Here is a 25429-nt window from a genome sequence, read left to right as displayed (position 1 = left end):
TCGTTATTGGAACGGGATTGTACCCCCGGCCGAAAGTTATCCACAAAGGATAAGTCTGTGGATAACCTGTGGACCTGCTGTGAGTAGCGGTGGACAACCGATTTTCTTGACTTGCCGCAAACCCAGTCCCGACAAGGCTTTTCGCAGAGCACCTCAAGCCGCACAAGGCGATGGGGACAACTCGCCGCCGGGTGGATTATGTGCGCCGGACGCACGTTATCCCCAGTCAGCAACGCTTGACAGATGTGGGAAATGCCGCTTAAATGTCGGGTTCTGCGATGCGCAGCAGGGGAGCGCACGCTTGTTCGTGTCAGATGCGGGGCGAAAAACACTTCGTCGCGACTGATCCGGCTTAGGCCCGATGCTCTCGGTGCCCGATGTTCCGGTGACACCCTAGACCTGAACAACATAGCGCACGGCAGTCTGCGTGGGCGATTTCTCTGACTGAATCGACACCAGGCCGCGGCGGTAGCCCTAGGCCCGGCGCGTGCGGCAATGTCCGCACCACCCATTAACAAGAGAGTGCATCATGAAGCGTACCTATCAACCTTCCGTTACCCGTCGCAAGCGCACCCACGGTTTCCGTGTCCGCATGAAGACCCGCGGTGGCCGTGCTGTGCTGAACGCACGCCGCGCCAAGGGCCGTAAGCGCCTGGCCATCTAAAGACGGCCGCGCCAAGGGTGGCGGCTTCGGCCGTTGCTCATGGCTTTGCGGCACGCTGGCGATGGGCCTGCACGCCTACCCCAAGGCCGCAAGGCTGACAAAAACGGATGAGTTTTCATCCGTTTTTGCTTTGCGGCCGGTCCGGCGTAGTCGTCACTTCGTGCTGTATGTGCGCGCCAACGGCGCTGCCCAAGCACGCCTTGGCGTGGTGATCGGCAAGAAATTCGCCAAACGCGCTGTCGAGCGCAACCTCATCAAGCGTCAGTGCCGCGAGTTGTTTCGCCTGCGGCAGCCGTTGCTCGGCGGGCGCGACGTGCTGATCCGCTTGCAGGCAAAGTTTCCGCGCCAAGACGTGCCCACCGTGGCGGCCTTCAAGCGCATCTGCCGCGAAGAGCTGGTGCATCTGTTCGAGGTCGCCGCGCGTCCATTGCCAGCCCCTCCTTCGGCCGCACCGTCCCAGCCCACTGTTGGGAGCACGCCATGACGCGCGTGCTGCTGATTCTGCTGCGCATCTACAAAGTGGCGTTCAGCCCGTTTGTGGGCGCGCAATGCCGTTTTCTCCCGACCTGTTCCGACTACGCGCGCGATGCCGTGCTCGCCCATGGGCCCGGTTACGGCAGTTATCTTGCGGCAAAACGTCTATGCCGCTGCCATCCGTTCGCACAAGGCGGGTATGATCCTGTGCCGCCCGCCGCTGGCGACGCTGTGCCCCGCTCCACCGATCCCGCATCGACCGACGCGACCGCAGCTGACTCCCAGCCTGCGCGGCCGTCGATCCAGGCAGTGCCGGAAAACGTAGCGAGCAGTCCGAGGGTGGACCGAGAAGCGCAACCGTACAAGGGTACGGCGAGCATCGCAGGTTCAAGATCGGGCTGCGCAGCCGTTATTCGGCGCTGGCTTCACCTTCCCAGACCGTAATCCGACATGGATATCAAACGCACCATTCTCTGGGTGATCTTCTCGCTGGCGGTTGTCCTGCTGTTCGACAACTGGCAACGCGCGAATGGCCACCAGTCGATGTTCTTCCCGACACCGCAAACGGCCACCACGACGGCCGCTGCGCCGGGCAGCACGCCCGCAGGCGACGTGCCGAGCAACGCCTCCACGACGGCAGCCTCCGGAGCGCAGACCGCCCCGGCCACGGGCGCGGCTTCACAGGCACCGGCTTCGGAGAAGATCGTCATCTCGACCGACCTGCTGCGGGCCACGATCGACACCGCTGGCGCCATCGTCACCAAGCTCGAACTGCTCGATCAGAAAGACCACGACGGCAACCCGATGGTGCTGTTCGACCGCAGCGTCGAGCGTACCTATCTGGCTCGCTCGGGCCTGATCGGCGGCGACTTCCCGAACCACACGACGGTGTTCACGGCATCTGCCGGCCCGCGTGACCTGGGCACGGGCAACGATGTCTCGATCACGCTGACGGCCGACAAGGGCGGCGCCAAGCTGGCCAAGACGTACGTCTTCAAGCGCGGCAGCTACGTGATCGACACGCGCTTCGACGTGACCAACGACGGCACTGCGCCGATCAACCCGACGCTATATATGGAACTGGCCCGCGATGGCGGCGCTGTGGAGCAATCGCGCTTCTACAGCACGTTCACCGGCCCGGCCGTGTACACCGACGGCGACAAGTTCCACAAGATCACCTTTGCCGACATCGACAAGGGCAAGGCACAGGTGCCGGCCCCGACCGACAGCGGCTGGGTGGCGATGGTGCAGCACTACTTTGCATCGGCCTGGATTCCGGCAGACAACGTCAAGCGCGAGTACTACGTCAACCGCGTCGACACCAACTTCTACCGCATCGGCATCCAGGAGCCGCTGGGCACCGTGGCGCCGGGCGCCAGCGTGTCGGCCACGGCGCGCCTGTTCGCCGGCCCGCAGCAAGCGCGCATGCTTGAGGCCATCACCCCGGGCCTGGACCTGGTGAAGGACTATGGCTGGCTGACCATCGTCGCCAAGCCGCTGTTCTGGCTGCTGGAAAAGATTCACGCACTGCTGGGCAACTGGGGCTGGTCGATCGTTGCACTCACGGTGTTGATCAAGCTGGTGTTCTTCCCGCTGTCGGCCACGAGCTACCGCTCGATGGCCAAGATGAAGGACCTGCAGCCGCGCATGACGGCCATCCGCGAGCGCCACAAGGGCGATCCGCAGAAGATGAACCAGGAAATGATGACGCTGTACCGCACCGAGAAGGTCAATCCGCTCGGCGGCTGCCTGCCGATCGTGATCCAGATTCCGGTGTTCATGGCTTTGTACTGGGCGCTGCTGTCGTCGGTCGAAATGCGCGGTGCGCCCTGGATCGGCTGGGTGCACGACCTCTCCACGCCCGACCCGTTCTACATCCTGCCGGTGCTGATGGCCGTGTCGATGTTCGTGCAGACCAAGCTGAACCCGACCCCGCCGGACCCGGTGCAGGCCAAGGTGATGATGTTCATGCCGATCGCGTTCTCGGTGATGTTCTTCTTCTTCCCGGCCGGCCTCGTGCTGTACTGGGTGGTGAACAACTGCCTGTCGATCGCGCAGCAATGGTCGATCAACCGCATGCTGGGCACCAACAACAAGGCGGCACCCGCCAAGTAAGGCGAATCCGCTTCAGCAAAAAGGGCACCTTCCGGGTGCCCTTTTTTGCGCCGCCCGAAACGCGTCAACCGCTTCGAGCCGTGCGGGGCAAACAGCCTCGATGTTGTGGCCATGCGGGTCGCACACGAAAGCGCCGTAGTGGTTCGGGTGATGGTGCGCACGCACGCCCGGTGCGCCATTGTCGGTGCCGCCCGCGGCTATCGACGCAGCGTAGAACGCCTCGACGTCGGCACGCGTGTCGACGCAGAAGACCGCGTGCAGCGGCGGCTTGTTCGGCCCTTGCCCCGACATCGCCGCCGAACTTCACAACGCCGCCGTGCCGGGCGGGCGTAAACCTGCCACATCGGCGTGGTCCGTTACGGCCGCCAGAAACTCCGGCACCTTCGCCAGGCCAACGGCGCCGAGCGCCTGTTCATAGAAGCGCCTCCTGGCTTCGAAATCGCTGACGACGACGCCGATGTGATCGATCGTCCGAATCTCCTTGGTTGGAAGCTGGCGCGCAACGGCTGGGCTGCCGCACAATATCGCCCATGACTGCCGCTGACCACCCCACCGCCTTGCCGAACGCTTCCGCCGCGCCGCGCGCGCCCATCCTCACCATCCCCATCGCCGCGATTGCCACCGCGCCGGGGCGAGGCGGCATTGGCGTGGTGCGCGTATCGGGGCCTGATGTGCGCGCCGTCATGCAAGCCGTGTGCGGACGTGTGCTGACGCCACGCCAGGCAACCTACCTGCCGTTCCTCGACGCCGAGGGCAACGCAATCGATCGCGGCATCGCGCTGTGGTTTCCCGCGCCGCATTCCTACACGGGCGAAGACGTGCTGGAGCTGCAGGGCCACGGCGGCCCGGTCGTAATGCAACTGCTGCTGCAACGCTGCCTGGCCGCCGGCCGCGAGATCGGCCTGCGCGTGGCCGAGCCCGGCGAGTTCACGCGCCGCGCCTTCCTCAACGACAAGATGGATCTGGCGCAGGCCGAGGCCGTCGCCGATCTGATTGAAGCCAGCACCGAAGCCGCCGCACGTTCGGCGGCGCGCTCGCTCGATGGTGCGTTTTCGCAGGCGGTGCATGCGCTGGTTGAGCGCGTGATCCATCTGCGCATGCTGGTGGAAGCGACGCTGGATTTTCCAGAAGAGGAGATCGACTTCCTGGAGGCGTCCGACGCGCGGGGCCAGCTTGCCGGCATTCGCACGGCCGTCGATGGGGTGCTCGCGCAGGCTCGTCAGGGGGCGCTGCTGCGCGAAGGCCTGCACGTGGTGCTGGCGGGGCAGCCGAATGTCGGCAAGTCGTCGTTGCTCAATGCGCTGGCCGGCGCGGAACTTGCCATCGTCACGCCGATTGCCGGCACCACGCGCGACAAGGTGCAGCAGACGATTCAGATTGAAGGCATCCCGCTGAACATCGTCGACACGGCAGGCTTACGCGATACGGAAGACGAGGTCGAGCGCATCGGTATCGAGCGCACCTGGGCCGCCATCGCCCGCGCCGATGTCGTGCTGCATCTGCTGGATGCGGCGGACTATCGCGCCAACGGCCTTTCGCCCGAAGACGCTGCGATCGACGCGCGCATCGCCGAGCACGTGCCCGCCGGCGTGCCGACCCTGCGCGTCATCAACAAGATCGACCTTTCGGGCGTGGCCGTACCGGACCGCGTGGATGCAGAGCCCCCCGAGGTGTGGCTCTCGGCGCGCGATGGCCTTGGTGTCGAACTGCTGCGCGCGGCGTTGCTGGAGATTGCCGGCTGGCAGGGCGGCGGCGAGGGGCTTTATCTCGCGCGCGAACGCCATCTCGCCGCGCTGCGCACAGCCCGCGATCATCTGGCCACGGCCGCAGAGCACGCAGACCAACAAGCGCAATCGCTGGATCTGTTTGCCGAGGAGCTGCGGCTTGCGCAGGAGGCGCTGAACAGCATTACGGGGGCGTTTTCCAGCGATGATTTGCTGGGGGTGATTTTTAGTCGGTTCTGTATCGGCAAGTGACCGCCCCATGTCTGCCTACTCGGTTTCCATCAAAGGCGTCCTCCGCGCACCGACCGGCGATGTCGTCCTGCTACTCAATGAACGGGAAGAATGGGAACTGCCCGGCGGGCGTATTGAACTTGGCGAAACGTCCATCGAATGCCTGGTCCGAGAAATCGCTGAAGAGCTGAACCTGCAGGCGGAAGTGGGCACGTTGATCGACACGTACCTGTTTGAAGTCGTGCCAGGCAAGCACGTGTTCATTGCCACGTATGCGTGCTCGCTGGTCGGCCCGTTCGAGCCGACCGTCAGTCACGAGCACAAGCGCCTCGGGCTGTTTGCGCCGGATGCGTTGCCGGTGAATTTGCCGGAGGGCTATCGGGCGTCGATAGCGGCAGCGCTGAAGGCAGCCGCTTAACGCGATGCGTGCGCTTTTCATCTGCAGCCGCAATCGGCTGCGCAGCCCAACGGCGGAAGCGGTCTTCGCCCAATGGCCAAATGTGGAGACCGATTCTGCAGGCTTAGCGCCCGACGCAGACGTACAACTCGATGCCGACCAACTCGACTGGGCTGAGCTGATTTTCGTCATGGAACGCAGCCACCAGCGACGCCTGTCGCTACGGTTTGGTGCGGGGCTACGCGGCAAGCGCGTCGTGTGTCTGGATATTCCCGATAACTACGCGTTCATGCAGCCCGAACTCATCGCCTTGCTGGAGAAACGAGTCGCATCGCATCTACGCGGTCGATGGGAAAGCATGCCGCTCAATCACGCCCCCAGCGCCAGCGCGGCGGCTCGCCCTTCCACCAGCAAACCAGCACCAGCAGCACTGACACGCCCAGGACGTACAACGAAAAACCCAACTGCGTGCGCCCCGGGTGCAGTCCGACGATGCCAACCACCAGCAATACGGCATAGATGGCGAGCACCATCCAGCCCTGCCAACGCGAAGGGAAACCCCATCCCCAGCCGTAGCGCTTGGCGGGAAACCAGTACTCGTTGGAATCGTTAGGCATCGTAGTCAGGGAAACGCGAGCAAGAGATGCTCGCTAATGTACTCCCTCACAGAATCGGCGGAACAAACGCCAACAGCCAGCCGGTCATTTACCGCTGGCGGAAGTCGTTTGCAACAGAGAAGGGTGCGCAGGCCGCACCGAAGCGGCGGACAATGGCGCACAGGCCATCAACCGCATCTTTCTAGCTTCTGTATCGGAGAGTGGAGCGTTGGTTGCATCCGGAAAGGCTTCCGGTACGCACAAGGCGCTACGAACCAAGCTCGGCGGAACGGACGTCGGATGACTTCACGCCGCCAGCGGCAGCACCCTGCTGGTGCTACCGAAACAATCGCGCGATCTTAGTAGAGCTTCTTCGGCAGCATTTGCGAACGCAGGCGCTTACGCGTACGCGACACGGCAGCAGCCTTCTTGCGCTTGCGCTCGGTCGTCGGCTTTTCGTAAGCGGTGCGGGCGCGCAGTTCCTTGATCAGGCCAGTGCGCTCGATTTCACGGCGGAAGCGGCGCAGCGCAACTTCGACCGGCTCGTTTTCTTTCAGACGGATGGTGGTCATCGGGTCCCTTGCTCAGTATTCGGGTGGACGGCGAAACAGCGGATTATATACCGCCCAGAGGGCGTGCAGTGTAGTTGAATCCGTTAACCGATGCAAGGCACTTCCGATTGTGGCGAGAATGCCATTTCTTGCCGCCATTTTGCGCAGAGGCGTGGCCTTGATGCTACGCCATGAGCGGCCAGACAGCGCGCGCAGCGAGGAAGGAACGCCGCTTGCTCAACGCGATCATCTCTCCAAGCCATCTACCGTGGAACGCGTTCCCAAGTCTGCGCCCGCACCGGTTGCCACTAGCGCCACCCTTCTCGCCGAAGCGCTGCCCGAACGGCTGCGCTATGTGGACGACACACGCCCGGGCTACACCCGGCGCCGGCTACGCGGGCAATTCGCCTATTTCGACACGCGCGGCCAGCGCATCCGCGACCCGGCCATCATTGCGCGTATCAACAAGCTGGCGATCCCGCCGGCCTATACCGACGTCTGGATCTGCCCACATGCGGGCGGGCATCTGCAGGCGACGGGACGCGACGCACGCGGGCGCAAGCAATATCGCTATCACGCAGAATGGCGCGCCTTTCGCGATGCCGACAAATACGGGCGATTGCTGGCATTCGGGGCGGTGCTGCCACGGGTGCGTGAGGCGATCACCGCCCACCTGGAGGCGCCGGGCCTGGCGCGCGAGAAGATGCTGGCGACAGTGGTCTACCTGCTGGACGTGACGCTGGTGCGCGTGGGGAACGCGGCCTATGCGCGCGACAACCGCTCCTATGGGCTCACGACACTGCGCAACCGCCACGTTGAGGTGCACGGCAATACGGTGCGCTTTCAGTTTCGTGGCAAAAGCGGCGTGGAGCACGACGTGTCGGTATCGGATCCGCGCCTGGCCCGCATCATCCGGCGCTGCGTCGATCTTCCAGGGCAGGAGTTATTCCAGTACATCGACGAAGCGGGCGAGCGCCGGGTAGTTGATTCCACGGATGTGAATGCATACTTACAAGAGATTACGGGGGCGGATTTCACGGCGAAGGACTACCGCACCTGGGCCGGCAGCGTGCTGGCGCTGGATCTGCTGCGCGGGCGCACGTTGACGAACGTTACCGAGGCGCGCCGGCAGGTGGTGGAGGCTGTTGCTGCCGTGGCGCAGCGCCTCGGGAACACGCCGGCCGTCTGCCGCAAATGCTATGTACACCCGGCTGTGGTGGACGCATTCCTGGCGGGCGAATTGGAAGCACTGCCCCCGACCCGCGCGCGCAAGGGTCTGCGACGCGAAGAAGTGGCCTTGCTTTACTTTCTCGAGCACATCGCCAGCACTAAGGGCACAGGCGAAAAAAAGCCCGCCTGAAGAAGGCGGGCTTTGGAGCGAACAGACGCGGACTTACTTCGATTGCTGCGGCGTCATATCCGGCGTGGCGGGCGCAACGCCCGGCGCGGCCGTCGGCTGAGCCTGCTGTGCGGCCACGGTGGTGCTGCGCTCTTGCAACCCGCCGCCCAGCGCCGTGTATAGATCGATGGCGTTGGTCAGGCGAGCCAAGCGCGTCTGCACCAGCGTCTGGTCGGCGCTGAACAGATCGCGTTGCGCGTCGAGCACATCGAGGAAGCTCGACACACCATTGCGATAACGCTGATCGGAGAGCGTCAGGCGATCAGCCGTGGCATCGCGGAAGCGCTTCTGCGCGGCCACCTGCTCCTCCAGGGTGCCGCGCGCCACGAGGGCGTCGGACACTTCGCGGAACGCGGTCTGGATCGTCTTCTCGTAGTTGGCAACCGCGATCTTCTGGTTGGTCTTGGTCAAGTCCAGGTTGAAGATGTTGGTGCCCCAGTTGAAGATCGGCAGCGTCAGGTTCGGCACGAACGACCAAAAGCCCGTCCCGCTCTTGAACAGATCATGCAACGCGCCGCTTGCCGTGCCCACGTTGGACGTCAGCCCGATACTCGGGAAGAACGCGGCGCGCGCCACACCGATGTTGGCGTTGGCGGCAATCAGCCTCTGCTCGGCCTGGCGGATGTCCGGGCGCTGCTCCAGCAGCTCCGACGGCACGCCGGGAGGAATGTCTGCGACGATCTTCTCAGACGACACCGTGGTCGGCGCGGGCAGGTCGGCCGGCAACGGCGCCCCGACCAGCAGCACCAGCGCGTTGGTCGCCTGGGCGTACTGGCGCGTGAGCTGAGCCACTGACACGCGGGCCGATTCCACCAGCGTCTCGGTCTGGCGCAGATCCAGCGCCGACGAAGCACCAACGTCAAAACGCTGCTTGGCCAGCTTGTAGTAGTCCTCGCGGCCCTTCAGGGTCTGCTGGGCCAGGTCCAGCTGCTCGGCATAGGCGCGCTCGTTCAGGTAAGCCTTGGCCACCTGCGAGATCAGGCTGATCTGCGCCGCACGCCGGCCTTCGTCCGTCGCCAGATAACTTGCACGCGCAGACGACGTGACGTCGCCCACGCTGAACAGGTTCACCTGATAGTTGCTGATACCCACGCCAAGCTGGTACTGCTTGTTGTAGATGTCGCCGCCGGTGGTCGAAATCGACGGCGGCGTATGGCTGCGCGTGTACGTGGCGGACGCGTTGACCGGCGGCAGCAGGTCGGCGATCTGCAGGCGGTACTGCGCACGCGCGGCCTCGACGTTGAGCATGGCCACGCGCAGGTCACGGTTGTTCTCAAGCGCCAGGCCGATCAGCTTTTGCAGGCGTGCATCGGGGAAGAACTCGCGCCAGCCCAGTTCGGTCGCACGGGGTGCGTTCTCGCCGGGCTTGGCGGAGTCTGCCGGCACGGCATAGCCGGCCGGTGCCTGCGGGTACGCGCTCGTTATCGGAGCATCCGGGCGCTCATAGGTGGGCGCCATCGAGCAGCCGGACAACACGCCGGCAGCCAGCAGGAGCGCCGGCAGCAGCGCGGGGGTTCGAAAGGTCATCGTTTTCTGCATGTTCAGATTTCCTCGTCCAGCGGACGGTGCGCGGCATCCAGGCGGCGTTGACGCTCGCTGCCCTTGAAGATGCGGCGGACCACCACGAAGAACACAGGCACCAGCACCACGGCCAGCACCGTCGCGGTGATCATCCCGCCCATCACGCCGGTACCGATGGCGCGTTGGCTGGCGGAGCTGGCGCCCGTGGCAATCGCCAGCGGCAGCACACCCAGGATGAACGCGAACGACGTCATGATGATCGGGCGGAACCGCAGGTGTACGGCTTCCAGCGTCGCCTCGATGAGGCCCTTGCCTTGCGCCTGCAAGTCCTTCGCAAACTCGATGATCAGAATTGCGTTCTTGGCGGACAAGCCCACCACCGCAATCAGGCCGACCTTGAAGTACACGTCATCCGGCATCGCGCGCAGCGTCACCCCCAGCAGTGCGCCGAGCACGCCCAGCGGCACCACCAGAATCACCGCCGCCGGGATCGACCAGCTTTCGTACAGCGCCGCCAGCACCAGGAACACAGCCAGCAGCGACAGCGCATACAGCGCCGGCGCCTGCGAGCCCGAGGCCTTTTCCTGCAGCGACTGGCCCGTCCACTCGTAGCCGATACCGGCCGGCAGTCTGGCAGCGAGGCGTTCCATCTCGGCCATGGCGTCACCCGAGCTGGCACCCGGCGCGGCCGCACCCGAAAGGCGGACAGCCGGATAGCCGTTGTAGCGCACGAGCTGCACCGGGCCGACGATCCAATGGCCCTTGGCGAACGTCGACATCGGGACCATGTTGCCCTGACCGTTGCGCACGTACAGGTTCATGATGTCTTCGGGCTGCATGCGGTTGATCTTGTCCGCCTGCACGATCACACGCTGCTGACGACCATAGTTCGGGAAGTCGTTGGCGTATGCCGAGCCCAGCGCCGTCGACAGCACGGCGTTGATGTCGGTGAACGAGACACCCAGCGCATTGGCCTTCTCGCGGTCGATATCCACCTGGTACTGCGGCGAATCTTCCAGACCTTCCGGGCGCATGCCGGTGATGACCTTGCTTTGCGCCGCCATCCCCAACAGCTGATTGCGGGCTGCCATCAGCGCGTCGTGGCCGAGGCCCGCGCGGTCCTGCAGACGGAACGTAAAGCCGGTTGCGTTACCCAGTTCCGGAATCGGCGGCGGATTCAGCGGAAAGACGATCGCATCGCGAATGCCACCGAACAGCGCACCGAAGGCCCGGCCGACCACGGCATCGGCGGTTTGGTCCTTGCCCTTGCGCTCGCTCCAGTCTTTAAACGGGGTGAACACGATACCGGCGTTCGGCCCGTTGCCCGAGAAGCTGAAACCCTGGACAGCCACGATGTTCTCGACCGCCTTTTCCTGCTTGTAGTAGTTCTCGACCTGCTTGATCACTTCCAGCGTGCGGTTGGCCGATGCGCCCGGCGGCAGCTGGATGTTGGTCACGATGTAGCCCTGGTCTTCGGTCGGCAGGAACGAAGACGGCAGGCGCAGGAACAGGAACACCACCGCGGCAATCAGCGCAACGTAGATCACCATGTAGCGGAAGGTCTTCTTCAGCATGCGCTCCACGAAGCTTTGATAGCGGTTCGTGGTGGTGCTGAACATGCGGTTGAACCAGCCGAAAAAGCCCTTCTTCTCGTGGTGCGAGCCTTTCTCGATCGGCTTGAGCAGCGTCGAGCACAGTGCCGGCGTGAGCGTCAGCGCCATGAGTGCCGAGAAGAAGATCGACGACACCATCGACAGCGAGAATTGGCGATAGATCGCCCCCACCGAGCCCGAGAAGAACGCCATCGGGATGAACACGGCCATCAGCACCAGCGTAATACCGATGATGGCGCCCGTGATCTGGCCCATGGCCTTGCGCGTCGCTTCGCGCGGGGGCAGGCCTTCTTCGGCCATGATCCGCTCGACGTTTTCAACCACCACGATGGCATCGTCAACGAGAATACCGATCGCCAGCACGAGGCCGAACATCGTCAACACGTTGATCGAGAAGCCCATCGCGTTCATGACGGCAAACGCGCCCAGCAACGAGATCGGCACCACGATCGACGGCACCAGCGTGTAGCGGATGTTCTGCAGGAACAGCAGCATCACCAGGAACACGAGCACCATGGCCTCGAACAGCGTCTTGACCACTTCCTCGATCGAGATCTGAACGAACTTGGACGTGTCGTACGGCACCTTGTATTCCACGCCGGCCGGGAAGTACTTCGAGAGTTCTTCCAGCTTGGCCTTCACGGCCTTGGCGGTGCCCAGCGCGTTACCCGTGGGCGAGAGCTGCACGCCAATGGCCGAGATGGGCTGGCCGTTGATCCGCGCAGACGTCGAGTAGGTCTGGCCGCCGAGTTCCAGGCGCGCAACGTCCTTCACGCGGACCAGCGAACCGTCCGGCTTGGCCACCAGCACGATGTTGCCGAACTGCTCGGTGGTCGTGAGCTGACCTTCCACCACGACCGTCGCCGCGAGCGGTTGGTCGGAGACGGACGGCAGATCGCCGATCGTACCGGCCGAGACCAGCGAGTTCTGCGCGCGGATGGCGTTGTAGACGTCCGTCGGGGTCAGCTTGTAGCCAACCAGCTTGGCCGGATCGATCCAGACGCGCATGGCGCGCTCCGTACCGAACAGAACTGCCTGACCCACACCCGGCACGCGCTTGATTTCGTTCAGCACGTTGCGCGAGATGTAGTCGCCCAGTGCCACCGGATCCATCTTGCCGTCGGTGGATGCGAGCGTCGCGAACAGCAGGAAGTTCGAGCGCGCCTTGTCGACCTGCACACCCTGCTGCGTCACCTGCGAAGGCAGACGCGCTTCCACGCGCTTCAAGCGGTTCTGCACGTCCACCTGCGCCAGCGCCGGATCGGTACCGGCCTTGAACGTCACGGTGATCTGCGCCTGGCCGTTACCGCCCTGGCTGACCGACTCCATATAGAGCAGGCCGTCCGCACCGTTCATTTCCTGCTCGATGATGCTGGTGACGGATTCGTCCAGCGTCTTCGCGTTTGCGCCCGGATACGTTGCCGTGATGATGATGGACGGCGGTGCAATGGTCGGGTACTGCGAGATCGGCAGCTGGGTGATCGAAATCGCCCCAGCAAGGATGATGAACAGCGCGAGCACCCAGGCAAAGACCGGGCGATCGATAAAAAACTTTGCCATGCGATGGCTCCTTGTTTACTGCTTGGCTGCCGGTGCGCTGGCAGCGGGAGTGCTTGCAGCAGGGGCGCTGGCTGCCGGTGCCGGAGCCGCGCCGCTACCCTGGCCACCTTGGCCTTGCGGGGCCTTGCCCTGGCCTGTCGGTATCGGCTGCCACGGCACGGCTTTGACCGGCGCGCCCGGACGGACTTTCTGCAGGCCGTCGACGATCACCTTGTCGCCCGCCTTCAGGCCGCTGGAGACGATCCATTCCGTGCCGGTCGAGCGGTCGGCCTGGACTTGGCGCACCGCCGCCACGCCCTTCTCGTCAACCACCATGACCGAGGCGCCGTCCGGGCTGCGCGTCACCGCTTGTTGCGGCACCGTGATGGCCTGTTCGTCCACGGCCTGCTCCAGGCGGGCACGCACGTACATGCCCGGCAGCAGCGTGCGGTCGGCGTTCGGGACAATCGCGCGCAGCGTGATCGTGCCCGTGGCGGGGTCCACCGTCAGGTCCGAGAAATAGAGCTTGCCCGTTTGCGCGTAGGCACGGCCGTCCTCTGTCACGAGCGTCACCTTGGCCGCGTCACCACCGGCCTTGGCCAGCTTGCCGTCCTTGAGCGCCTGCTGAAGACGCATCACTTCGGTGCTCGACTGCGTGAACGTCAGGTAGATCGGGTCGATCTGCTGAACGGTGGTCAGCAGCGTCGCCTCGCCCTGGCCCACCAGCGCGCCTTCGGTGACCTGCGCCAGACCGGCACGACCGGAGATGGGCGAAGTCACGCTGGCATAGCCGACGTTCAACTTGGCGGTCTCCACGGCAGCGCGGGCGGCGGCCACGTCAGCGGTGGCTTGCTTGGCGGCGGCGGTGGCGTCGTCGTAGTCCTGCTTGCTGATGGCGTTGGTGGCAACCAGCGGCTTGTAGCGCTCGGCCTTCAGTTGCGCCTGCGTTTGCGTGGCCTCCGAACGCGCCAGCTGTGCCTTGGCACTGTCCAGCGACGCCTGGTACTGCGCCGGATCGATCTGGAACAACTGCTGGCCGGCCTTTACGTCACTGCCTTCCGCGTAGGTGCGCTTGAGCACAATGCCCGCGACCCGAGCCCGCACCTGTGCCACACGCGTAGCCTCCAGGCGCCCCGGCAACTCGCTGGTCAAGCCAACGGAGTGCGGCTGCACGGTCACAACGCCGACTTCGGTCGGAGGCATGCCGGCGCCGCCCGGCCCTTGCGCCTGCTTGTTACCGCAGGCTGCAAGTGCCACCACCATGAATGCGGCGGCAGCGAGTTGGTGATAACGGCGGGTGTTCGTCATAGATGACCCCATGTGGCGATAAGCGGAATGCCGGGTGCCGTAACGCCGCGCAAACGAGTGCGACGCCAGCAAGCCGTCAGCGAACCAAAAAAACACAAAACGAAAACGTCCGATGCTAGCCGTATCTGGCGGCACGCGATATGGCCTTTGCGACGAACTCGCAACAACCCGGACCAGAATGCTAAGAAGCAGGCGCGATCGGCAGTCGGTCTCCACCCCTGGGGACGACTGACTCGAAGTCAGCCCCAGGCTGCCTGCCCGCATGAATGTGGCGCATACGGCGATGGGCAAGTGACGGAGTGCGCGCTATTATAGATACGTTCGCGTATGTATGTAAGTGTCGCCTTCAACGGACAGGGACTTCGTTGACACCTTTCCTGAGTTCGCTGCAATGACGGCGATCAAGCGAACTTGCAGCGGATGCCGCGCCGCGACAGGCATTGTCAGCCAACGGGCGCGCTGCCGCGTTGTGCGAAGCGCAATGGTGCGTTGCCTGAAATTGTGCATTGCACAAAAGCCAATCGAAAGAACGCCGGACGAGATACCCCGCGTTCCCCTGGAAGATCATGGTCAGACGAACAAAGGAAGAAGCCCTGGAAACACGTAACCGCATTCTGGATGCGGCGGAAGACGTGTTCTATGCGCGCGGCGTGGCACGCACATCCCTGTCGGATATCGCCCAGGCTGCGGGCGTGACGCGCGGCGCCATCTACTGGCACTTCCGCAACAAGACTGACGTGTTTGCGGCCATGTGCGAGCGTGTGAAGTTGCCGATGGAGACGATGTGCACCCCACTGGGCGTGGAGGCCGATGATCCGCTGGGCGAATTGCGCACCGTGGGCAACTTCCTGCTGCGGCAACTCGTGGAAGACGCGCACTGGCGCAAGGTCTTCGAGATCATGTTCAACAAGTGCGAGTTCGTCGAAGACACAAGCCCCATCCTCAAGCGCCAGCAGGAATCGTTTGAAGAAGGCATGGCCCATCTGACGAGCATCATCGAGCAGGCGACGCGGCGCGGGCAGTTGCCGGCCGACCTCGACATCCCGCTGGCCGTGGCGCATTTCCACGCCACGTTCAACGGCATCATGGGCGATTACCTTTTCTATCCGGACGCCTCCAGCCTCGCCACCAAGCGCGAACGTCTGCTGGATGCCTGCATCGACACCCTCAAATATGCGCCGTCGCTGCGGCTTGAGCCGGCAGCGGCAGCGGCCGCCCACACCGGGGCCTCGGCATGAACGCGCCGGTGTTCGATCAGATGGTCTTTGCCGGCGGCGGCAACCGCTGCTGGTGGCAGGCCGGCTGGTGGGACGTCGTGCAGCCTGAGCTGGGCCTGGCGCCGCGCGTGATTGCCGGCATCTCGGCCGGCGCGTCGACGGCGTGCATGCTGCATGCATGGAATTCCGCCGAGCTGATGGACTACTACGGCGAAGCCCTGCGCCAGAACACCCGCAACGCCCATTGGGGCAACCTGCTGCGCGGCGAGCGCGTGTTCCCGCACTACGGCATGTATCGCACGGCGCTGCTGACGGTGTTCGGCGAAGGCCGCTTCGCACGGCTGGCGCAGGCGCCCGAAATTCGCATCGGCGTGGCGCATATTCCGCGCTGGTTGGGCGCTCGCTCCGCCGTGGCGGCGGGGCTTATCGCCTACAACATCGAAAAGCACGTTCGCAAGACGCTGCACCCGACGCTGGGCAAACGCCTCGGCTTTACGGCGGAAATCGTGCGCGCGCAGGATTGCGCCACACCCGAGGACTTGGCGGACCTGCTGCTGCAATCGGCCTCCACCCCGCCGTTCACGCCGGTACTGCGGCGCGACGGGCGGCCGGTGCTCGACGGCGGCATGGTCGACAATGTGCCGGTGCACGCGCTGGACGCCACGCCGGGCGACGCGCTGGTGCTGGTCACGCGCCTGTACCCGCGGCCGATGTATTTCCGCATGGACGTGCCGGTGGCGGACGGCGTGCAGCGCCGCTTTTATGTACAGCCCTCGCGCAAGGTCCCCATTTCGAGCTGGGATTACACCCGCCCCGGCGCCATGCGCGACGCCTATGCGCTCGGCCGTCATGACGGCGAAACCTTCCTGCGCGAACTTCCACGCGGGTTCGCCACGGCGGTGGCTGCGTAACCACCACCTCCAAAAGAGCGAGGGGGCGGGCGCGCTGCTTGCTGCACATGGCGCGCCCGCCGGCGTGCCATCAGGGTCGTCCGGCCGATGCATCTCCGACGGACACTTCATGGCCGCAAACCCTGCACATGCGTTTGACCTGATCGTGATCGGCGCCGGTTCGGCCGGGCTCGCGGCTGCGCGCCGATCTGCGCAATTGGGCGCGCGCACGCTGCTGATCGACCGCGCGCAAGTGGGCGGCACCTGCGTCAACCGCGGGTGCGTACCCAAGAAACTGCTCGGCTACGGCGCCGCCTGGTCGCAGACGATGGTTCGGTGCTTGCGGGCGGCGCACGCCCGGGATGCCTGGGCCGATGCCATCGCCCGCACACGCGCCGAAGTCGCGCGGCTGCACGAAGCGCATTACGCGCACCTGGCCGATGCCGGCTTGCAATGGCTGAGCGGCATGGCCTCGTTGCGCGGCCGCGGCATCGTCCGCCTGCAGACCGAGTCCGGTAAGACCACGCTGCGTGCTCGCCAGATCGTGCTGGCCACCGGCGCCCACCCCACGCCGCTCCCCGTCCCCGGCGCGGAACTGGCCTGCACCTCCGACGACGTATTCGGCTGGGACACGCTGCCCGCATCGCTCATCATCGCGGGCGGCGGCGTCATCGCGGTGGAAATGGCCTCGACGCTGGCGCGCTTCGGCGTGCGGGTCAGCGTGCTGACGCGCGATGCCCGCGTGCTGCCTGAATTTGATGCCACAGTGGCCGAGGCCGCTGCGCAGTCGCTGGCCGGCTGCGGCGTGGAGCTGATCTTGAACGCCGACGTGGTCCGCGTCGAACGCGATGCCGTGAACGGCAGCGGTGTGGCCGTCTATGCAAGCACCGAAGGCAGCGACGTTCCGCGCGTGCTGCGTGCCGAGCGTGTGTTGAGCGCCATCGGCCGCGCGCCGAACATCGCTGGCCTGGGCCTGGACGCCGCTGGAGTCACGCTCGATGCGCATGGGCGCATTGCGGTTGATCGCCATTTCCGCACGCGCGCCCGCGGCGTGCATGCCGTGGGCGACGTCTGCGGCGGCAGCCCGCTGCAATTGACGCCCGTGGCCGCCGCGCAGGGCCGCTACGTGGCTGAACGCCTGTTCGGCAAAGGCATCAAGCTGCCCGACATGAACAGCGTGCCCATGGCCGTGTTCTGCGATCCGGCGATCGCCAGCGTGGGCCTGACCGAGGCCGACGCGCGCACGCGCTGGCCTGAACTGGGCAAACGCGGGCCGGACACCGATAAGCGCGCGCTGGCAGACCGCATCGACGTGGTGGTCCGGCGCTTTGTCTCGCTGGAGCAGCGTTTCGCGGGCTCGGGAATGGAGTCGCTGATCAAGCTGGTATGCAACGCGCGCAGCGGCCGCATTCTGGGCGCGCACATCGTCGACAACGCGGCGCCGGAGATCATTCAGGCGCTTGCGGTGGCCGTACGCATGGGCGTGCGGCTCAAGCATCTGCAGTCCACCGTGGGGCTGCACCCGACCGTGGCGGAGGAATTGCTGAGCATGTAAGCGCACTCGTTCAATTTTCCTGATCCCGCCCTGCAAATCGACGCACGTTACTGGCGCGGCGTCGGCGCAGAATGGCAGACATATTCTTCAGGAAATTTGACATGCTCCCCGTGCTTTATTTGTCCCATGGCTCGCCCATGCTGGCGGCCGATCCCGGCCCCGTCGGCAAGATGCTGGCGGCGCTCGGGCAAGAGATGACAGCCCTCAAGCCCCGCGCCATCGTCGTGGTTTCACCGCATTGGATGACGCGCCGGCCCGCCGTCACCGCTCGCGCCCAGCAGGAAGCCTGGCACGACTTCGGCGGCTTCCCGCCGCAGCTCTACGCCCTGGAATACGCGCCGCCGGGCGCGCCCGACCTGGCTGAACGCATCCGCACGCTGATCGACGGCAACATCGTCCCCGGGCTGGAAGAACAGGCCTCCACCGTGCTGGACCCCCGCCAGCCGCTGGATCACGGCGCATGGGTGCCGCTGATGCTGATGTTTCCGGAGGCGAGGATCCCGGTGGTGCAGGTGTCGTTGATGCCCGGCCTGTCGCCCGCCTGCCAGATGGCGATGGGGCGTACGCTCGCGCCGCTGCGCGACGAGGGCGTTTTGATCGTTGGCTCGGGCAGCTTCACGCACAACCTGCGCGCGCTGATGCGCGGCCCGGGCATGGCGCAGCATGGCGTGCCGGTCGAGCCGTGGGTGACGGCCTTCCGCGAATGGATGATCGAAACGATGACCGACGGCATCCGAAGCGGCGATTTCACCCGCTTCTGCGATTACCGCGCGCAAGCCCCGCATGCCGCCCACGCCCACCCGACCGACGAACACCTGATGCCGCTGTACGTGGCGCTGGGCGCGGCAATGGGACAGCCAGGCCAAGCCACGCCGGGCGGCGTGCAGGCCCAGCACGTGGTCGACACGGTGACGTACGGATCGCTGGCCATGGACAGCTTCCGCTTCGACGGCGCGGGCGCCAATCAGCCGCAGCTACGCGCCGCCGCTTGATTGACGGAAGCGACGGGCAAAACGACTGGCGTTATGCGCGGATCAGCGCCGGCGCCAGCGCCGTCGGGTTGACCACGCTGTCGACGTTGCCCTGCAGGACATCGAGGATGTTCTGGAACGCGACGCTGAAGTACAGCTCGTAACCTTCGCGTTCGACGTAGCCGATGTGCGGCGTGCAGATGCAGTTCTCCATGCGCAGCAGGGTGTGGCCCTGCAGGATGGGCTCCGTTTCGAACACGTCGATGGCGGCCATCCCCGGTCGCCCGCGGTTGAGCGAGGTCACGAGGCCGTTTTCTTCCACCAGCTCGGCGCGGCTCGTATTGACGAAGAGGGCGGTCGGCTTCATGCGGGTGAGGTCGGCCACCGTCACGATGCCGCGCGTTTCGTCGTTCAGGCGCAGGTGGACTGACAGCACATCGGACTGCTCAAACAGGGCGTCTTTCGATTCCGCCACGGCAAAGCCGTCGGCGCGCGCCCGTTCCTGCGAGCCCTCGCGACCCCACACCAGCACATTCATGCCGAAAGCACGGCCGTAACCGGCCACGAGCTGGCCGATCTTGCCGTAGCCGAAGATGCCCAGCGTCTGGCCCTTCAGGACCCGGCCGATGCCAAAGTTGGGCGGCATCGTGGTGGATTTCAGCCCCGACTGCTGCCACGCGCCGTGCTTGAGGCTCGCCACGTATTGCGGAATACGACGCTGCGCGGCCATCACCAGCGCCCACGTCAACTCGGCAGGCGCCACCGGCGAACCCTTGCCTTCCAGCACGACCACACCCTTGTCGGTACAGGCGTCCAGATCGATATGGCTGCCAGAATCGCGCGATACGCGGCCCGTCTGGCTGATGATCTTGAGTTTGGGCAGGCGATCAAGCAACTGACGCGTCACGCGCGTGCGCTCGCGGATGAGCACGATGGCTTCAACATCCGCCACGCGTGCGGCCAATTGCCCCACACCCTTGACGGTGTTGTTGAACACTTTGACTTCGTGGTCTTGCAGCAGGCTGAAGCAATCCAGCTTGCGAACAGCGTCTTGGTAGTCGTCCAGTACGGCAATCTTCATCGACATCTCACTTCGAACAATGGTGCGCAGCAAAAAACAGCGATCCCTCGCGGTGGTATTCTTCCCATCCCTCGTCGCACGACAATCCGTGTCGACGTTTGGAATTGCCCGCCGCGGGCACGCAATTTGCGCAGCCCCGCTGGTGACGAGTCCTTGTTCTAGGGTCTGTTGACCTCGGTCCCGCCACTTTAGCGCACGCGGCCCTCGCTGCCCGGAAAAACCCACCTTCCGTCAGTGCACCGCTTTGTAACTGAATGTGAAATCAGCACGGCTCCCGTCCCTCCGCCTGCCTCATCTCTCCCTCTGGAAACCGCTGATCCAGCTCGCTTCCGATGCGCCGTCGATCGCTTTCCACCCCGCCGCTGGGCGCGGCCGCCGTGCTGATCCGACACCGATTTCTTTCTCACTTCCATTGGAGTTTTGGTCATGAATCAACCCGTGATGCAGGGCGTGCCCGCATTGAACGTGCCCGATTACGTGAAACACCCGCGCCTGATCGCGTGGGTGGGCGAGGTGGCGGCGCTCACCAAGCCGGAGCGCATCGTCTGGTGCGATGGTTCGCAAGAGGAATACGACCGCCTGTGCGCCGAAATGGTGGCCGCCGGCACGATGAAGCAGCTCAATCCGGCCAAGCGCAAGAACTCGTACCTGGCGCTGTCGGACCCGTCGGACGTGGCGCGCGTTGAAGACCGCACCTTCATCTGCTCGCAGAAGAAGGAAGACGCCGGCCCCACCAACAACTGGACGGCCCCGGCCGAGATGCGCCAGACGCTGAACGGCCTGTTTGACGGCAGCATGCGCGGCCGCACGCTGTACGTGGTGCCGTTCTCGATGGGCCCGCTGGGCTCGCCGATCGCACACATCGGCGTGGAGCTGTCGGACAGCCCGTACGTGGCCGTCAATATGCGCATCATGACCCGCATGGGCCGCGCGGTGTACGACGTGCTGGGCACCGACGGCGATTTCGTGCCGTGCGTGCACACCGTCGGCAAGCCGCTCGCCGACGGCGAAAAGGACGTGCCGTGGCCGTGCAACCCGACCAAGTACATCGTGCATTTCCCGGAAACGCGGGAAATCTGGTCGTTCGGCTCGGGCTACGGCGGCAATGCGCTGCTGGGCAAGAAATGCTTTGCGCTGCGGATCGCCTCCACCATGGGCCGCGACCAGGGCTGGCTGGCCGAGCACATGCTGATCCTGGGCGTGACGTCGCCGGAAGGTAAGACCTATCACGTGGCGGCCGCCTTCCCGTCTGCCTGCGGCAAGACCAACTTTGCGATGCTGATTCCGCCTGCAGGCCTGAACGGCTGGAAGGTGACGACCATCGGCGACGACATCGCCTGGATCAAGCCCCGCCAAGACGCCAACGGTAAAACGCGGCTGTACGCCATCAACCCGGAAGCCGGCTACTTTGGCGTGGCCCCGGGCACGAGCGAGAAGACCAACTTCAACGCGATGGCCACGCTCAAAGAGAACGTCATCTTCACTAACGTGGCGCTCACGGACGACGGCGACGTTTGGTGGGAAGGCATGACCGACACGCCGCCGGCGCACCTGATCGACTGGCAGGGCCAGGACTGGACGCCTGAGACCGCCAAGGAAACCGGCCGCAAGGCAGCGCATCCGAACGCCCGCTTCACCGCACCGGCCGCGCAATGCCCGTCGATCGATCCGGAGTGGGACAACCCGGCCGGCGTACCCATTGATGCGTTCATCTTCGGTGGCCGCCGCTCGACCACCGTGCCGCTCGTGACCGAAGCGCGCGACTGGACGGAAGGCGTGTACATGGCCGCGACGATGGGCTCGGAAACCACCGCCGCCGCCGCCGGCCAGCAAGGCGTGGTGCGTCGCGACCCGTTCGCCATGCTGCCGTTCTGCGGCTATAACATGGCCGACTATTTCGCGCACTGGCTCAATCTCGGCGAGAAGCTTGCCGAGAGCGGCGCCACGCTGCCGAAGATCTTCTGCGTGAACTGGTTCCGCAAGGACGAAAACGGCAAGTTCGTGTGGCCGGGCTTCGGCGAGAACATGCGCGTGCTCAAGTGGATGGTCGATCGCATCGAAGGCCGGGCGCAGGGCGATGAGCACGTCTTCGGCGTGTCGCCGCGCTACGAAGAACTGAGCTGGGATGGCCTGGACTTCACGGCCGAGCAGTTCGCCAAGGTGATCTCGCTGGATGCAGCGGCCTGGAAGGAAGAGCTGGCATTGCACGACGAGCTGTTCACGAAACTGGCGCACGGCCTGCCGCAAGCGCTGCCTGACGCCAAGACCCGCTTGGAAGAGCGACTCGGTGGCTGAGCGCGGCCTCGCAGTCGACATCAAGAAGCCCGCAGCTTGCGGGCTTTTTTTTCGCCCCACTGCGGACGCTGCCTAAACAACGAGCAGTAATCCTAAAGATTTAAATCGGGCGAATTACCCCCGCCAACAAAACAGTTCAATTGATTTTTAGCCAATTGAATTGTGTTGTAAAAAATAGTGATGCACACATGATAATGACCATTATGCCGAGGCGAGCATAATTGTCCTGCATTTATGCCCCAACTGAATCATTCAGTGCATGGGATCAGCGAAGAACGTTGCCTGGCATAGCTTTATGAACAGTGCATGTCAATCTTGGCATTCCAGTTCGTGGCGCCTTCAATGAATTTCCAAATTTTAAAATTCGTGCGTGACGAATGCCTACGGGATTCTTATAATCCGGCAAAACGGAATCCCTTCTCTCTGAGCCAGAGGGGGGGTTCATGACTAGAGGAAACGGGAAAGGGCGAACAAGCCTTATGCCAACGGAGGTGGGGATTCCCTGCTTCACCGGCGCTCGGGGGGGCGCTGGCTCGGATTGCGCGTAGCGATACCGCACACTGTGCAAACGATTGCATGGTCCGGCACGCTGCGACTGGCACCGAGGGGCTTGTAGACCTTTCTCAGGACCACCCTGGACACCACCCAGGAGGCTCCGCTGGCGATCGTCGACGGGAACAGCAGCATGACGATCCGCGCAAGGCCGACGGCCAGGCAACAGCGCCCGCAAGAAAAGACATGCGAGCACAGGCGCAATTGCCCGCATGGCACTCATAACAACGCGCACCGCAGACAGCAGAGCGCAGCCGCGAGGCTGCTCGCCGGAGTGTGTCGGCTGGTTAGACGGGAGGTATTACAAAGTGGGTATTCAGATCTTGCTGGTCGAACACGACCAGGCAGAGGGGGAGCGTCTGTCGTTTTCCCTGCGTGATGGTGGACACGATGTGCAACGGGTCAGCCATCCGGGCCAGGCGCAGGCGGCGATACTGGCCGCCATGCCGGAGCTGCTCCTGATGGAGTGGACGTGGCCCGAGCGCGAGTCGATCGACATGCTGCTGGCGTTGCGCGCCAACATGCAGACGCGCGGCCTGCCGGTCATTGTGCTGTCCCGTCATGGCGATGCGCGCGCCAAGATTGCGGCGCTTGACGCCGGTGCCGACGACTACGTCGTCAAGCCGTGCGACGCGGGCGAGTTGCATGCCCGCATTCGCGCTGTGCTGCGCCGCCGCGCGCCGCACCAGCATGGCGACGACATCCTGCAGGTCAACGGCCTGCGCCTTGATCCGCTCACGCTGGGTGTGACTGCGCAAACCGAAACCGGCCCCCGCGCCATTCCGCTCAGCCCGCTGGAATTCCGCCTCCTGCACTTTCTCGTCGCGCATCCGCAACGCGTGCATTCGCGCACGCAGCTGCTGGACCGCGTGTGGGGCAACCATGTCTTCGTGGGTGAGCGCACGGTCGATGTGCACGTGCGTAAGCTGCGTGTCGCGCTGGCCGGCACGCCGTGCGATGGCCTGATCCAGACCGTGCGCGGCGGCGGCTATCGTCTCGTGGTCGGCACCGGCGCCGCAACAGCCATGCATGCTGCCGACGCGATCGGCCTGCAGCTCGAAGCCGCGACCCGCAAGACCGAACTGCCGTCGTACGGCCACATGCCGACGTCGCGTTCGCTGGCCAAGGAACCGGTGCGCCTGGGCGTCTGAGCCCAGATCGATACGCCGCGTATCGCACATCCCTGACTGCCGACCCCATCGCCGCTCGTGCCGGGCCGCGATGGGGCGGTGCGTCATCTCACACCATCTAGGAATTCAATATGAAGCTGTGGCACAGCGGTGTACTGCTGGCTGGACTGACGCTGGGCGCGCACGCGCAGGAAGTCACGCCAGGTTTGTGGGAAAGCACGACGAGCGCGACGCTGAACGGCAAGCCGTTGCCGCACTTTGACGCGCAAGGCCGCCAAGTGCCGAGCCGCCCTGAACGCGGCTGCCTGAGCGCCAACGACGCCAGCGACGTGCGCGCCATGTTCGAGCGTTCCATCCGCCGTGATCAGCAAGGCTGCAAGCTCACGCGCTGGAACTACACGCTGGGCACGCTCAAGGTCACGCTGTCGTGCGAAGACCCGCAGGGCGGCAGGGGCGTGCTGGAAGCCAGCGGGCCGCTGACGCCGACGTCGTACAACATCAGCGGCAGTGGTCAGTACCAGCATCCGCAGTTCGGGCCAATGAAGAGCGGCATCCACTACCAGGGCCGCTACATCGGCGCCTGCAAGTCCTAAGCGACGCCGCCCCAAAAGACAACGGCCGGACTGCACACGCAGCGCCGGCCGTTTTTGTTTGGGGGAAGCCCGATCAGCGTTGGCTCTCGCGCCAGCGCTTGAGCCAGCCGAGCCCTTCGCTGGTGCCGGCACGGGGCCGATACTCGCAGCCGACCCAGCCGTTGTAGCCAAGCGCATCCAGCAACGCAAAGAGGTGCGGATAGTTCAGCTCACCTTCGTCCGGTTCGTGGCGGTCGGGCACGCCGGCAATCTGCACGTGGCCCACACCGTCGATGTACTGCTTGAGCTTGACCGACAGATCGCCCTCCATGATCTGCGCGTGGTACAGGTCGAACTGCACCTGGACGTTCGTCGCGCCGACTTCCTTGCACACCGCATGCGCCTGTGCCTGGTGCGTGAGGAAGAAGCCCGGCATGTCGCGCGTGTTGATGGGTTCCAGCACGATGGTGATGCCCGCACCGGCAGCCTCGCGGGCAGCGTAGGCGATGTTGCTCACGTAAGTCGCGTGATGGCGCGCGCGGTCTGCACCGGCGGCCAGCAGGCCGGCCATCACATGCAGGCGCGTGTTGCCGAGCACCTGCGCATACTCGAGCGCTGTTGCAATGCCGAGCTTGAATTCCTCTTCGCGACCGGGCAAGGAAGCGATGCCGCGCTCGCCGCCCGCCCAATCGCCCGGCGGGGCATTGAACAGCGCTTGCGTGAGCCCAGCGTCGTCAAGACGCGCCCGGATCTCTGTCTTGTCGAAGTCGTAGGGGAAGAGGAACTCCACGCCCTCGAAGCCATCCTTTGCCGCAGCGGCAAAGCGGTCGAGGAACGCGTGCTCCTGGTACATCATGGACAGGTTGGCGGCAAAGCGCGGCATGGCAGACCTCTGAATACGATTGCTTATTTATTGACCAGCTGGGGCGGCGTGCGCAACACGGCAATGCAGCCGAGCACCAGCACGCCTGCCAGCGCATACATGCCGGCGGATGTGCTGCCCGTCATGTCCTTGAGCAAAGCCCGCCAGCACG

20 protein-coding genes and 3 pseudogenes are annotated in these 25429 nt (G+C 64.6%); 15 read left to right on the top strand and 8 right to left on the bottom strand.

Annotated features, from left to right (window positions below; genetic code table 11):
- Positions 1-529: 529 nt before the first annotated feature.
- The 4 genes and pseudogenes from rpmH to yidC all read left to right on the top strand — a co-directional run bounded on the left by rpmH (position 530) and on the right by yidC (position 3253).
- A complete protein-coding gene (gene rpmH / locus N5B55_RS16775; RefSeq protein ID WP_003262958.1) occupies positions 530-664 on the top strand; it encodes a 50S ribosomal protein L34 in 135 nt (44 codons plus the stop codon).
- 61 nt (positions 665-725) lie between these two features.
- Positions 726-1148, top strand: coding sequence for a ribonuclease P protein component (gene rnpA, locus N5B55_RS16770; RefSeq protein ID WP_178959091.1), 423 nt, complete (start codon positions 726-728; stop codon positions 1146-1148).
- Positions 1145-1441, top strand: a pseudogene (gene yidD, locus N5B55_RS16765) (membrane protein insertion efficiency factor YidD); the annotation flags it as partial. The gene rnpA and the pseudogene yidD, both read left to right, overlap by 4 nt.
- Positions 1442-1588: 147 nt before the next feature.
- A complete protein-coding gene (yidC, locus tag N5B55_RS16760; RefSeq protein WP_304538742.1) occupies positions 1589-3253 on the top strand; it encodes a membrane protein insertase YidC in 1665 nt (554 codons plus the stop codon).
- A 12-nt stretch (positions 3254-3265) separates the two neighbouring features.
- Here the strand turns inward: yidC and N5B55_RS16755 are convergent.
- Positions 3266-3721: pseudogene (locus N5B55_RS16755) on the bottom strand (VOC family protein).
- Between the two features lie 62 nt (positions 3722-3783).
- On the opposite strand from N5B55_RS16755, the gene mnmE reads away from it, so the two are divergent.
- From mnmE to N5B55_RS16740, 3 genes and pseudogenes are all read left to right on the top strand, one after another.
- Positions 3784-5229 (top strand): tRNA uridine-5-carboxymethylaminomethyl(34) synthesis GTPase MnmE, encoded by a 1446-nt coding sequence (gene mnmE / locus N5B55_RS16750; protein ID WP_304538741.1) that lies wholly within the window; start codon positions 3784-3786, stop codon positions 5227-5229.
- Positions 5230-5236: 7 nt separating this feature from the next.
- The gene (locus N5B55_RS16745; protein WP_154207828.1) at positions 5237-5626 is read left to right on the top strand and encodes an NUDIX hydrolase; all 390 of its coding nucleotides are present in this window, start codon (positions 5237-5239) and stop codon (positions 5624-5626) included.
- 4 nt (positions 5627-5630) lie between these two features.
- A pseudogene (locus tag N5B55_RS16740) lies at positions 5631-5948 on the top strand (low molecular weight protein tyrosine phosphatase family protein); the annotation flags it as partial.
- Positions 5949-5970: 22 nt separating this feature from the next.
- Here N5B55_RS16740 and N5B55_RS16735 read toward each other — a convergent pair.
- Positions 5971-6222 (bottom strand): hypothetical protein, encoded by a 252-nt coding sequence (locus N5B55_RS16735; protein WP_304538740.1) that lies wholly within the window; start codon positions 6220-6222, stop codon positions 5971-5973.
- A gap of 338 nt (positions 6223-6560) precedes the next feature.
- Positions 6561-6773, bottom strand: a complete 213-nt coding sequence (gene rpsU / locus N5B55_RS16730; protein ID WP_003262970.1) for a 30S ribosomal protein S21 — start codon at positions 6771-6773, stop codon at positions 6561-6563.
- Positions 6774-7020: 247 nt separating this feature from the next.
- Here rpsU and N5B55_RS16725 point away from each other — a divergent pair, with 247 nt between their 5' ends.
- The gene (locus N5B55_RS16725; RefSeq protein WP_304538736.1) at positions 7021-8112 is read left to right on the top strand and encodes a DNA topoisomerase IB; all 1092 of its coding nucleotides are present in this window, start codon (positions 7021-7023) and stop codon (positions 8110-8112) included.
- A gap of 33 nt (positions 8113-8145) precedes the next feature.
- Here the strand turns inward: N5B55_RS16725 and N5B55_RS16720 are convergent, their stop codons facing one another.
- Genes N5B55_RS16720 through N5B55_RS16710 form a run of 3 tightly spaced genes read right to left on the bottom strand, consistent with a single transcriptional unit; the run spans position 8146 to position 14132 of the window.
- The gene (locus tag N5B55_RS16720; protein ID WP_178961128.1) at positions 8146-9690 is read right to left on the bottom strand and encodes an efflux transporter outer membrane subunit; all 1545 of its coding nucleotides are present in this window, start codon (positions 9688-9690) and stop codon (positions 8146-8148) included.
- A 2-nt stretch (positions 9691-9692) separates the two neighbouring features.
- The gene (locus N5B55_RS16715) at positions 9693-12845 is read right to left on the bottom strand and encodes an efflux RND transporter permease subunit (protein ID WP_154207825.1); all 3153 of its coding nucleotides are present in this window, start codon (positions 12843-12845) and stop codon (positions 9693-9695) included.
- Between the two features lie 15 nt (positions 12846-12860).
- Positions 12861-14132: an efflux RND transporter periplasmic adaptor subunit gene (locus N5B55_RS16710; protein WP_304538735.1), complete on the bottom strand. Its 1272-nt coding sequence runs from the start codon at positions 14130-14132 to the stop codon at positions 12861-12863.
- Positions 14133-14698: 566 nt separating this feature from the next.
- On the opposite strand from N5B55_RS16710, the gene N5B55_RS16705 reads away from it, so the two are divergent.
- The 4 genes from N5B55_RS16705 (at position 14699) to N5B55_RS16690 (ending at position 18786) form a co-directional block, all read left to right on the top strand.
- Positions 14699-15370: a TetR family transcriptional regulator gene (locus tag N5B55_RS16705; protein WP_304538734.1), complete on the top strand. Its 672-nt coding sequence runs from the start codon at positions 14699-14701 to the stop codon at positions 15368-15370.
- Positions 15367-16260: a patatin-like phospholipase family protein gene (locus tag N5B55_RS16700; RefSeq protein WP_304538733.1), complete on the top strand. Its 894-nt coding sequence runs from the start codon at positions 15367-15369 to the stop codon at positions 16258-16260. The genes N5B55_RS16705 and N5B55_RS16700 overlap by 4 nt, the downstream gene beginning before the upstream one ends.
- A gap of 109 nt (positions 16261-16369) precedes the next feature.
- Positions 16370-17794, top strand: coding sequence for a dihydrolipoyl dehydrogenase family protein (locus N5B55_RS16695; protein WP_304538732.1), 1425 nt, complete (start codon positions 16370-16372; stop codon positions 17792-17794).
- A 101-nt stretch (positions 17795-17895) separates the two neighbouring features.
- The gene (locus N5B55_RS16690; protein WP_304538731.1) at positions 17896-18786 is read left to right on the top strand and encodes a DODA-type extradiol aromatic ring-opening family dioxygenase; all 891 of its coding nucleotides are present in this window, start codon (positions 17896-17898) and stop codon (positions 18784-18786) included.
- Between the two features lie 31 nt (positions 18787-18817).
- Here N5B55_RS16690 and N5B55_RS16685 read toward each other — a convergent pair whose 3' ends face one another.
- Entirely contained in the window at positions 18818-19846 is a 1029-nt protein-coding gene (locus N5B55_RS16685; RefSeq protein WP_065860295.1) for a D-2-hydroxyacid dehydrogenase family protein, read from the bottom strand.
- 426 nt (positions 19847-20272) lie between these two features.
- On the opposite strand from N5B55_RS16685, the gene N5B55_RS16680 reads away from it, so the two are divergent.
- The 3 genes from N5B55_RS16680 to N5B55_RS16670 all read left to right on the top strand — a co-directional run bounded on the left by N5B55_RS16680 (position 20273) and on the right by N5B55_RS16670 (position 24416).
- On the top strand, positions 20273-22141 hold the full coding sequence (locus tag N5B55_RS16680) for a phosphoenolpyruvate carboxykinase (GTP) (RefSeq protein WP_304538730.1): 1869 nt from the start codon (positions 20273-20275) through the stop codon (positions 22139-22141).
- Between the two features lie 860 nt (positions 22142-23001).
- Positions 23002-23844, top strand: coding sequence for a winged helix-turn-helix domain-containing protein (locus N5B55_RS16675; RefSeq protein ID WP_065860104.1), 843 nt, complete (start codon positions 23002-23004; stop codon positions 23842-23844).
- A 110-nt stretch (positions 23845-23954) separates the two neighbouring features.
- A complete protein-coding gene (locus N5B55_RS16670) occupies positions 23955-24416 on the top strand; it encodes a DUF3617 domain-containing protein (protein ID WP_304538729.1) in 462 nt (153 codons plus the stop codon).
- A gap of 73 nt (positions 24417-24489) precedes the next feature.
- Here the strand turns inward: N5B55_RS16670 and otnI are convergent, their stop codons facing one another.
- Positions 24490-25278 carry a 2-oxo-tetronate isomerase gene (gene otnI / locus N5B55_RS16665; protein ID WP_304538728.1) on the bottom strand — a complete coding sequence of 263 codons (789 nt, stop codon included), beginning with the start codon at positions 25276-25278 and terminating at the stop codon, positions 24490-24492.
- Positions 25279-25429 lie beyond the last annotated feature (151 nt).

Source organism: Ralstonia pickettii (assembly GCF_030582395.1).
GTDB classification, from domain to species: domain Bacteria; phylum Pseudomonadota; class Gammaproteobacteria; order Burkholderiales; family Burkholderiaceae; genus Ralstonia; species Ralstonia pickettii_D.
This window is presented reverse-complemented; position numbering and strand designations above follow the sequence as displayed.

What these genes read in the sequence shown, in the direction of transcription:
- rpmH (WP_003262958.1), top strand. Translation starts at nt 530, where the DNA reads ATGAAGCGTACCTATCAACCTTCCGTTACCCGTCGCAAGCGCACCCAC.
- N5B55_RS16715 (WP_154207825.1), bottom strand. Translation starts at nt 12,845, where the DNA reads ATGGCAAAGTTTTTTATCGATCGCCCGGTCTTTGCCTGGGTGCTCGCG.
- rpsU (WP_003262970.1), bottom strand. Translation starts at nt 6,773, where the DNA reads ATGACCACCATCCGTCTGAAAGAAAACGAGCCGGTCGAAGTTGCGCTG.
- N5B55_RS16700 (WP_304538733.1), top strand. Translation starts at nt 15,367, where the DNA reads ATGAACGCGCCGGTGTTCGATCAGATGGTCTTTGCCGGCGGCGGCAAC.
- N5B55_RS16720 (WP_178961128.1), bottom strand. Translation starts at nt 9,690, where the DNA reads ATGCAGAAAACGATGACCTTTCGAACCCCCGCGCTGCTGCCGGCGCTC.
- N5B55_RS16695 (WP_304538732.1), top strand. Translation starts at nt 16,370, where the DNA reads ATGGCCGCAAACCCTGCACATGCGTTTGACCTGATCGTGATCGGCGCC.
- N5B55_RS16735 (WP_304538740.1), bottom strand. Translation starts at nt 6,222, where the DNA reads ATGCCTAACGATTCCAACGAGTACTGGTTTCCCGCCAAGCGCTACGGC.
- otnI (WP_304538728.1), bottom strand. Translation starts at nt 25,278, where the DNA reads ATGCCGCGCTTTGCCGCCAACCTGTCCATGATGTACCAGGAGCACGCG.
- N5B55_RS16680 (WP_304538730.1), top strand. Translation starts at nt 20,273, where the DNA reads ATGAATCAACCCGTGATGCAGGGCGTGCCCGCATTGAACGTGCCCGAT.
- N5B55_RS16670 (WP_304538729.1), top strand. Translation starts at nt 23,955, where the DNA reads ATGAAGCTGTGGCACAGCGGTGTACTGCTGGCTGGACTGACGCTGGGC.
- N5B55_RS16745 (WP_154207828.1), top strand. Translation starts at nt 5,237, where the DNA reads ATGTCTGCCTACTCGGTTTCCATCAAAGGCGTCCTCCGCGCACCGACC.
- rnpA (WP_178959091.1), top strand. Translation starts at nt 726, where the DNA reads ATGGGCCTGCACGCCTACCCCAAGGCCGCAAGGCTGACAAAAACGGAT.
- N5B55_RS16690 (WP_304538731.1), top strand. Translation starts at nt 17,896, where the DNA reads ATGCTCCCCGTGCTTTATTTGTCCCATGGCTCGCCCATGCTGGCGGCC.
- N5B55_RS16685 (WP_065860295.1), bottom strand. Translation starts at nt 19,846, where the DNA reads ATGAAGATTGCCGTACTGGACGACTACCAAGACGCTGTTCGCAAGCTG.
- yidC (WP_304538742.1), top strand. Translation starts at nt 1,589, where the DNA reads ATGGATATCAAACGCACCATTCTCTGGGTGATCTTCTCGCTGGCGGTT.
- N5B55_RS16705 (WP_304538734.1), top strand. Translation starts at nt 14,699, where the DNA reads ATGGTCAGACGAACAAAGGAAGAAGCCCTGGAAACACGTAACCGCATT.
- N5B55_RS16710 (WP_304538735.1), bottom strand. Translation starts at nt 14,132, where the DNA reads ATGACGAACACCCGCCGTTATCACCAACTCGCTGCCGCCGCATTCATG.
- mnmE (WP_304538741.1), top strand. Translation starts at nt 3,784, where the DNA reads ATGACTGCCGCTGACCACCCCACCGCCTTGCCGAACGCTTCCGCCGCG.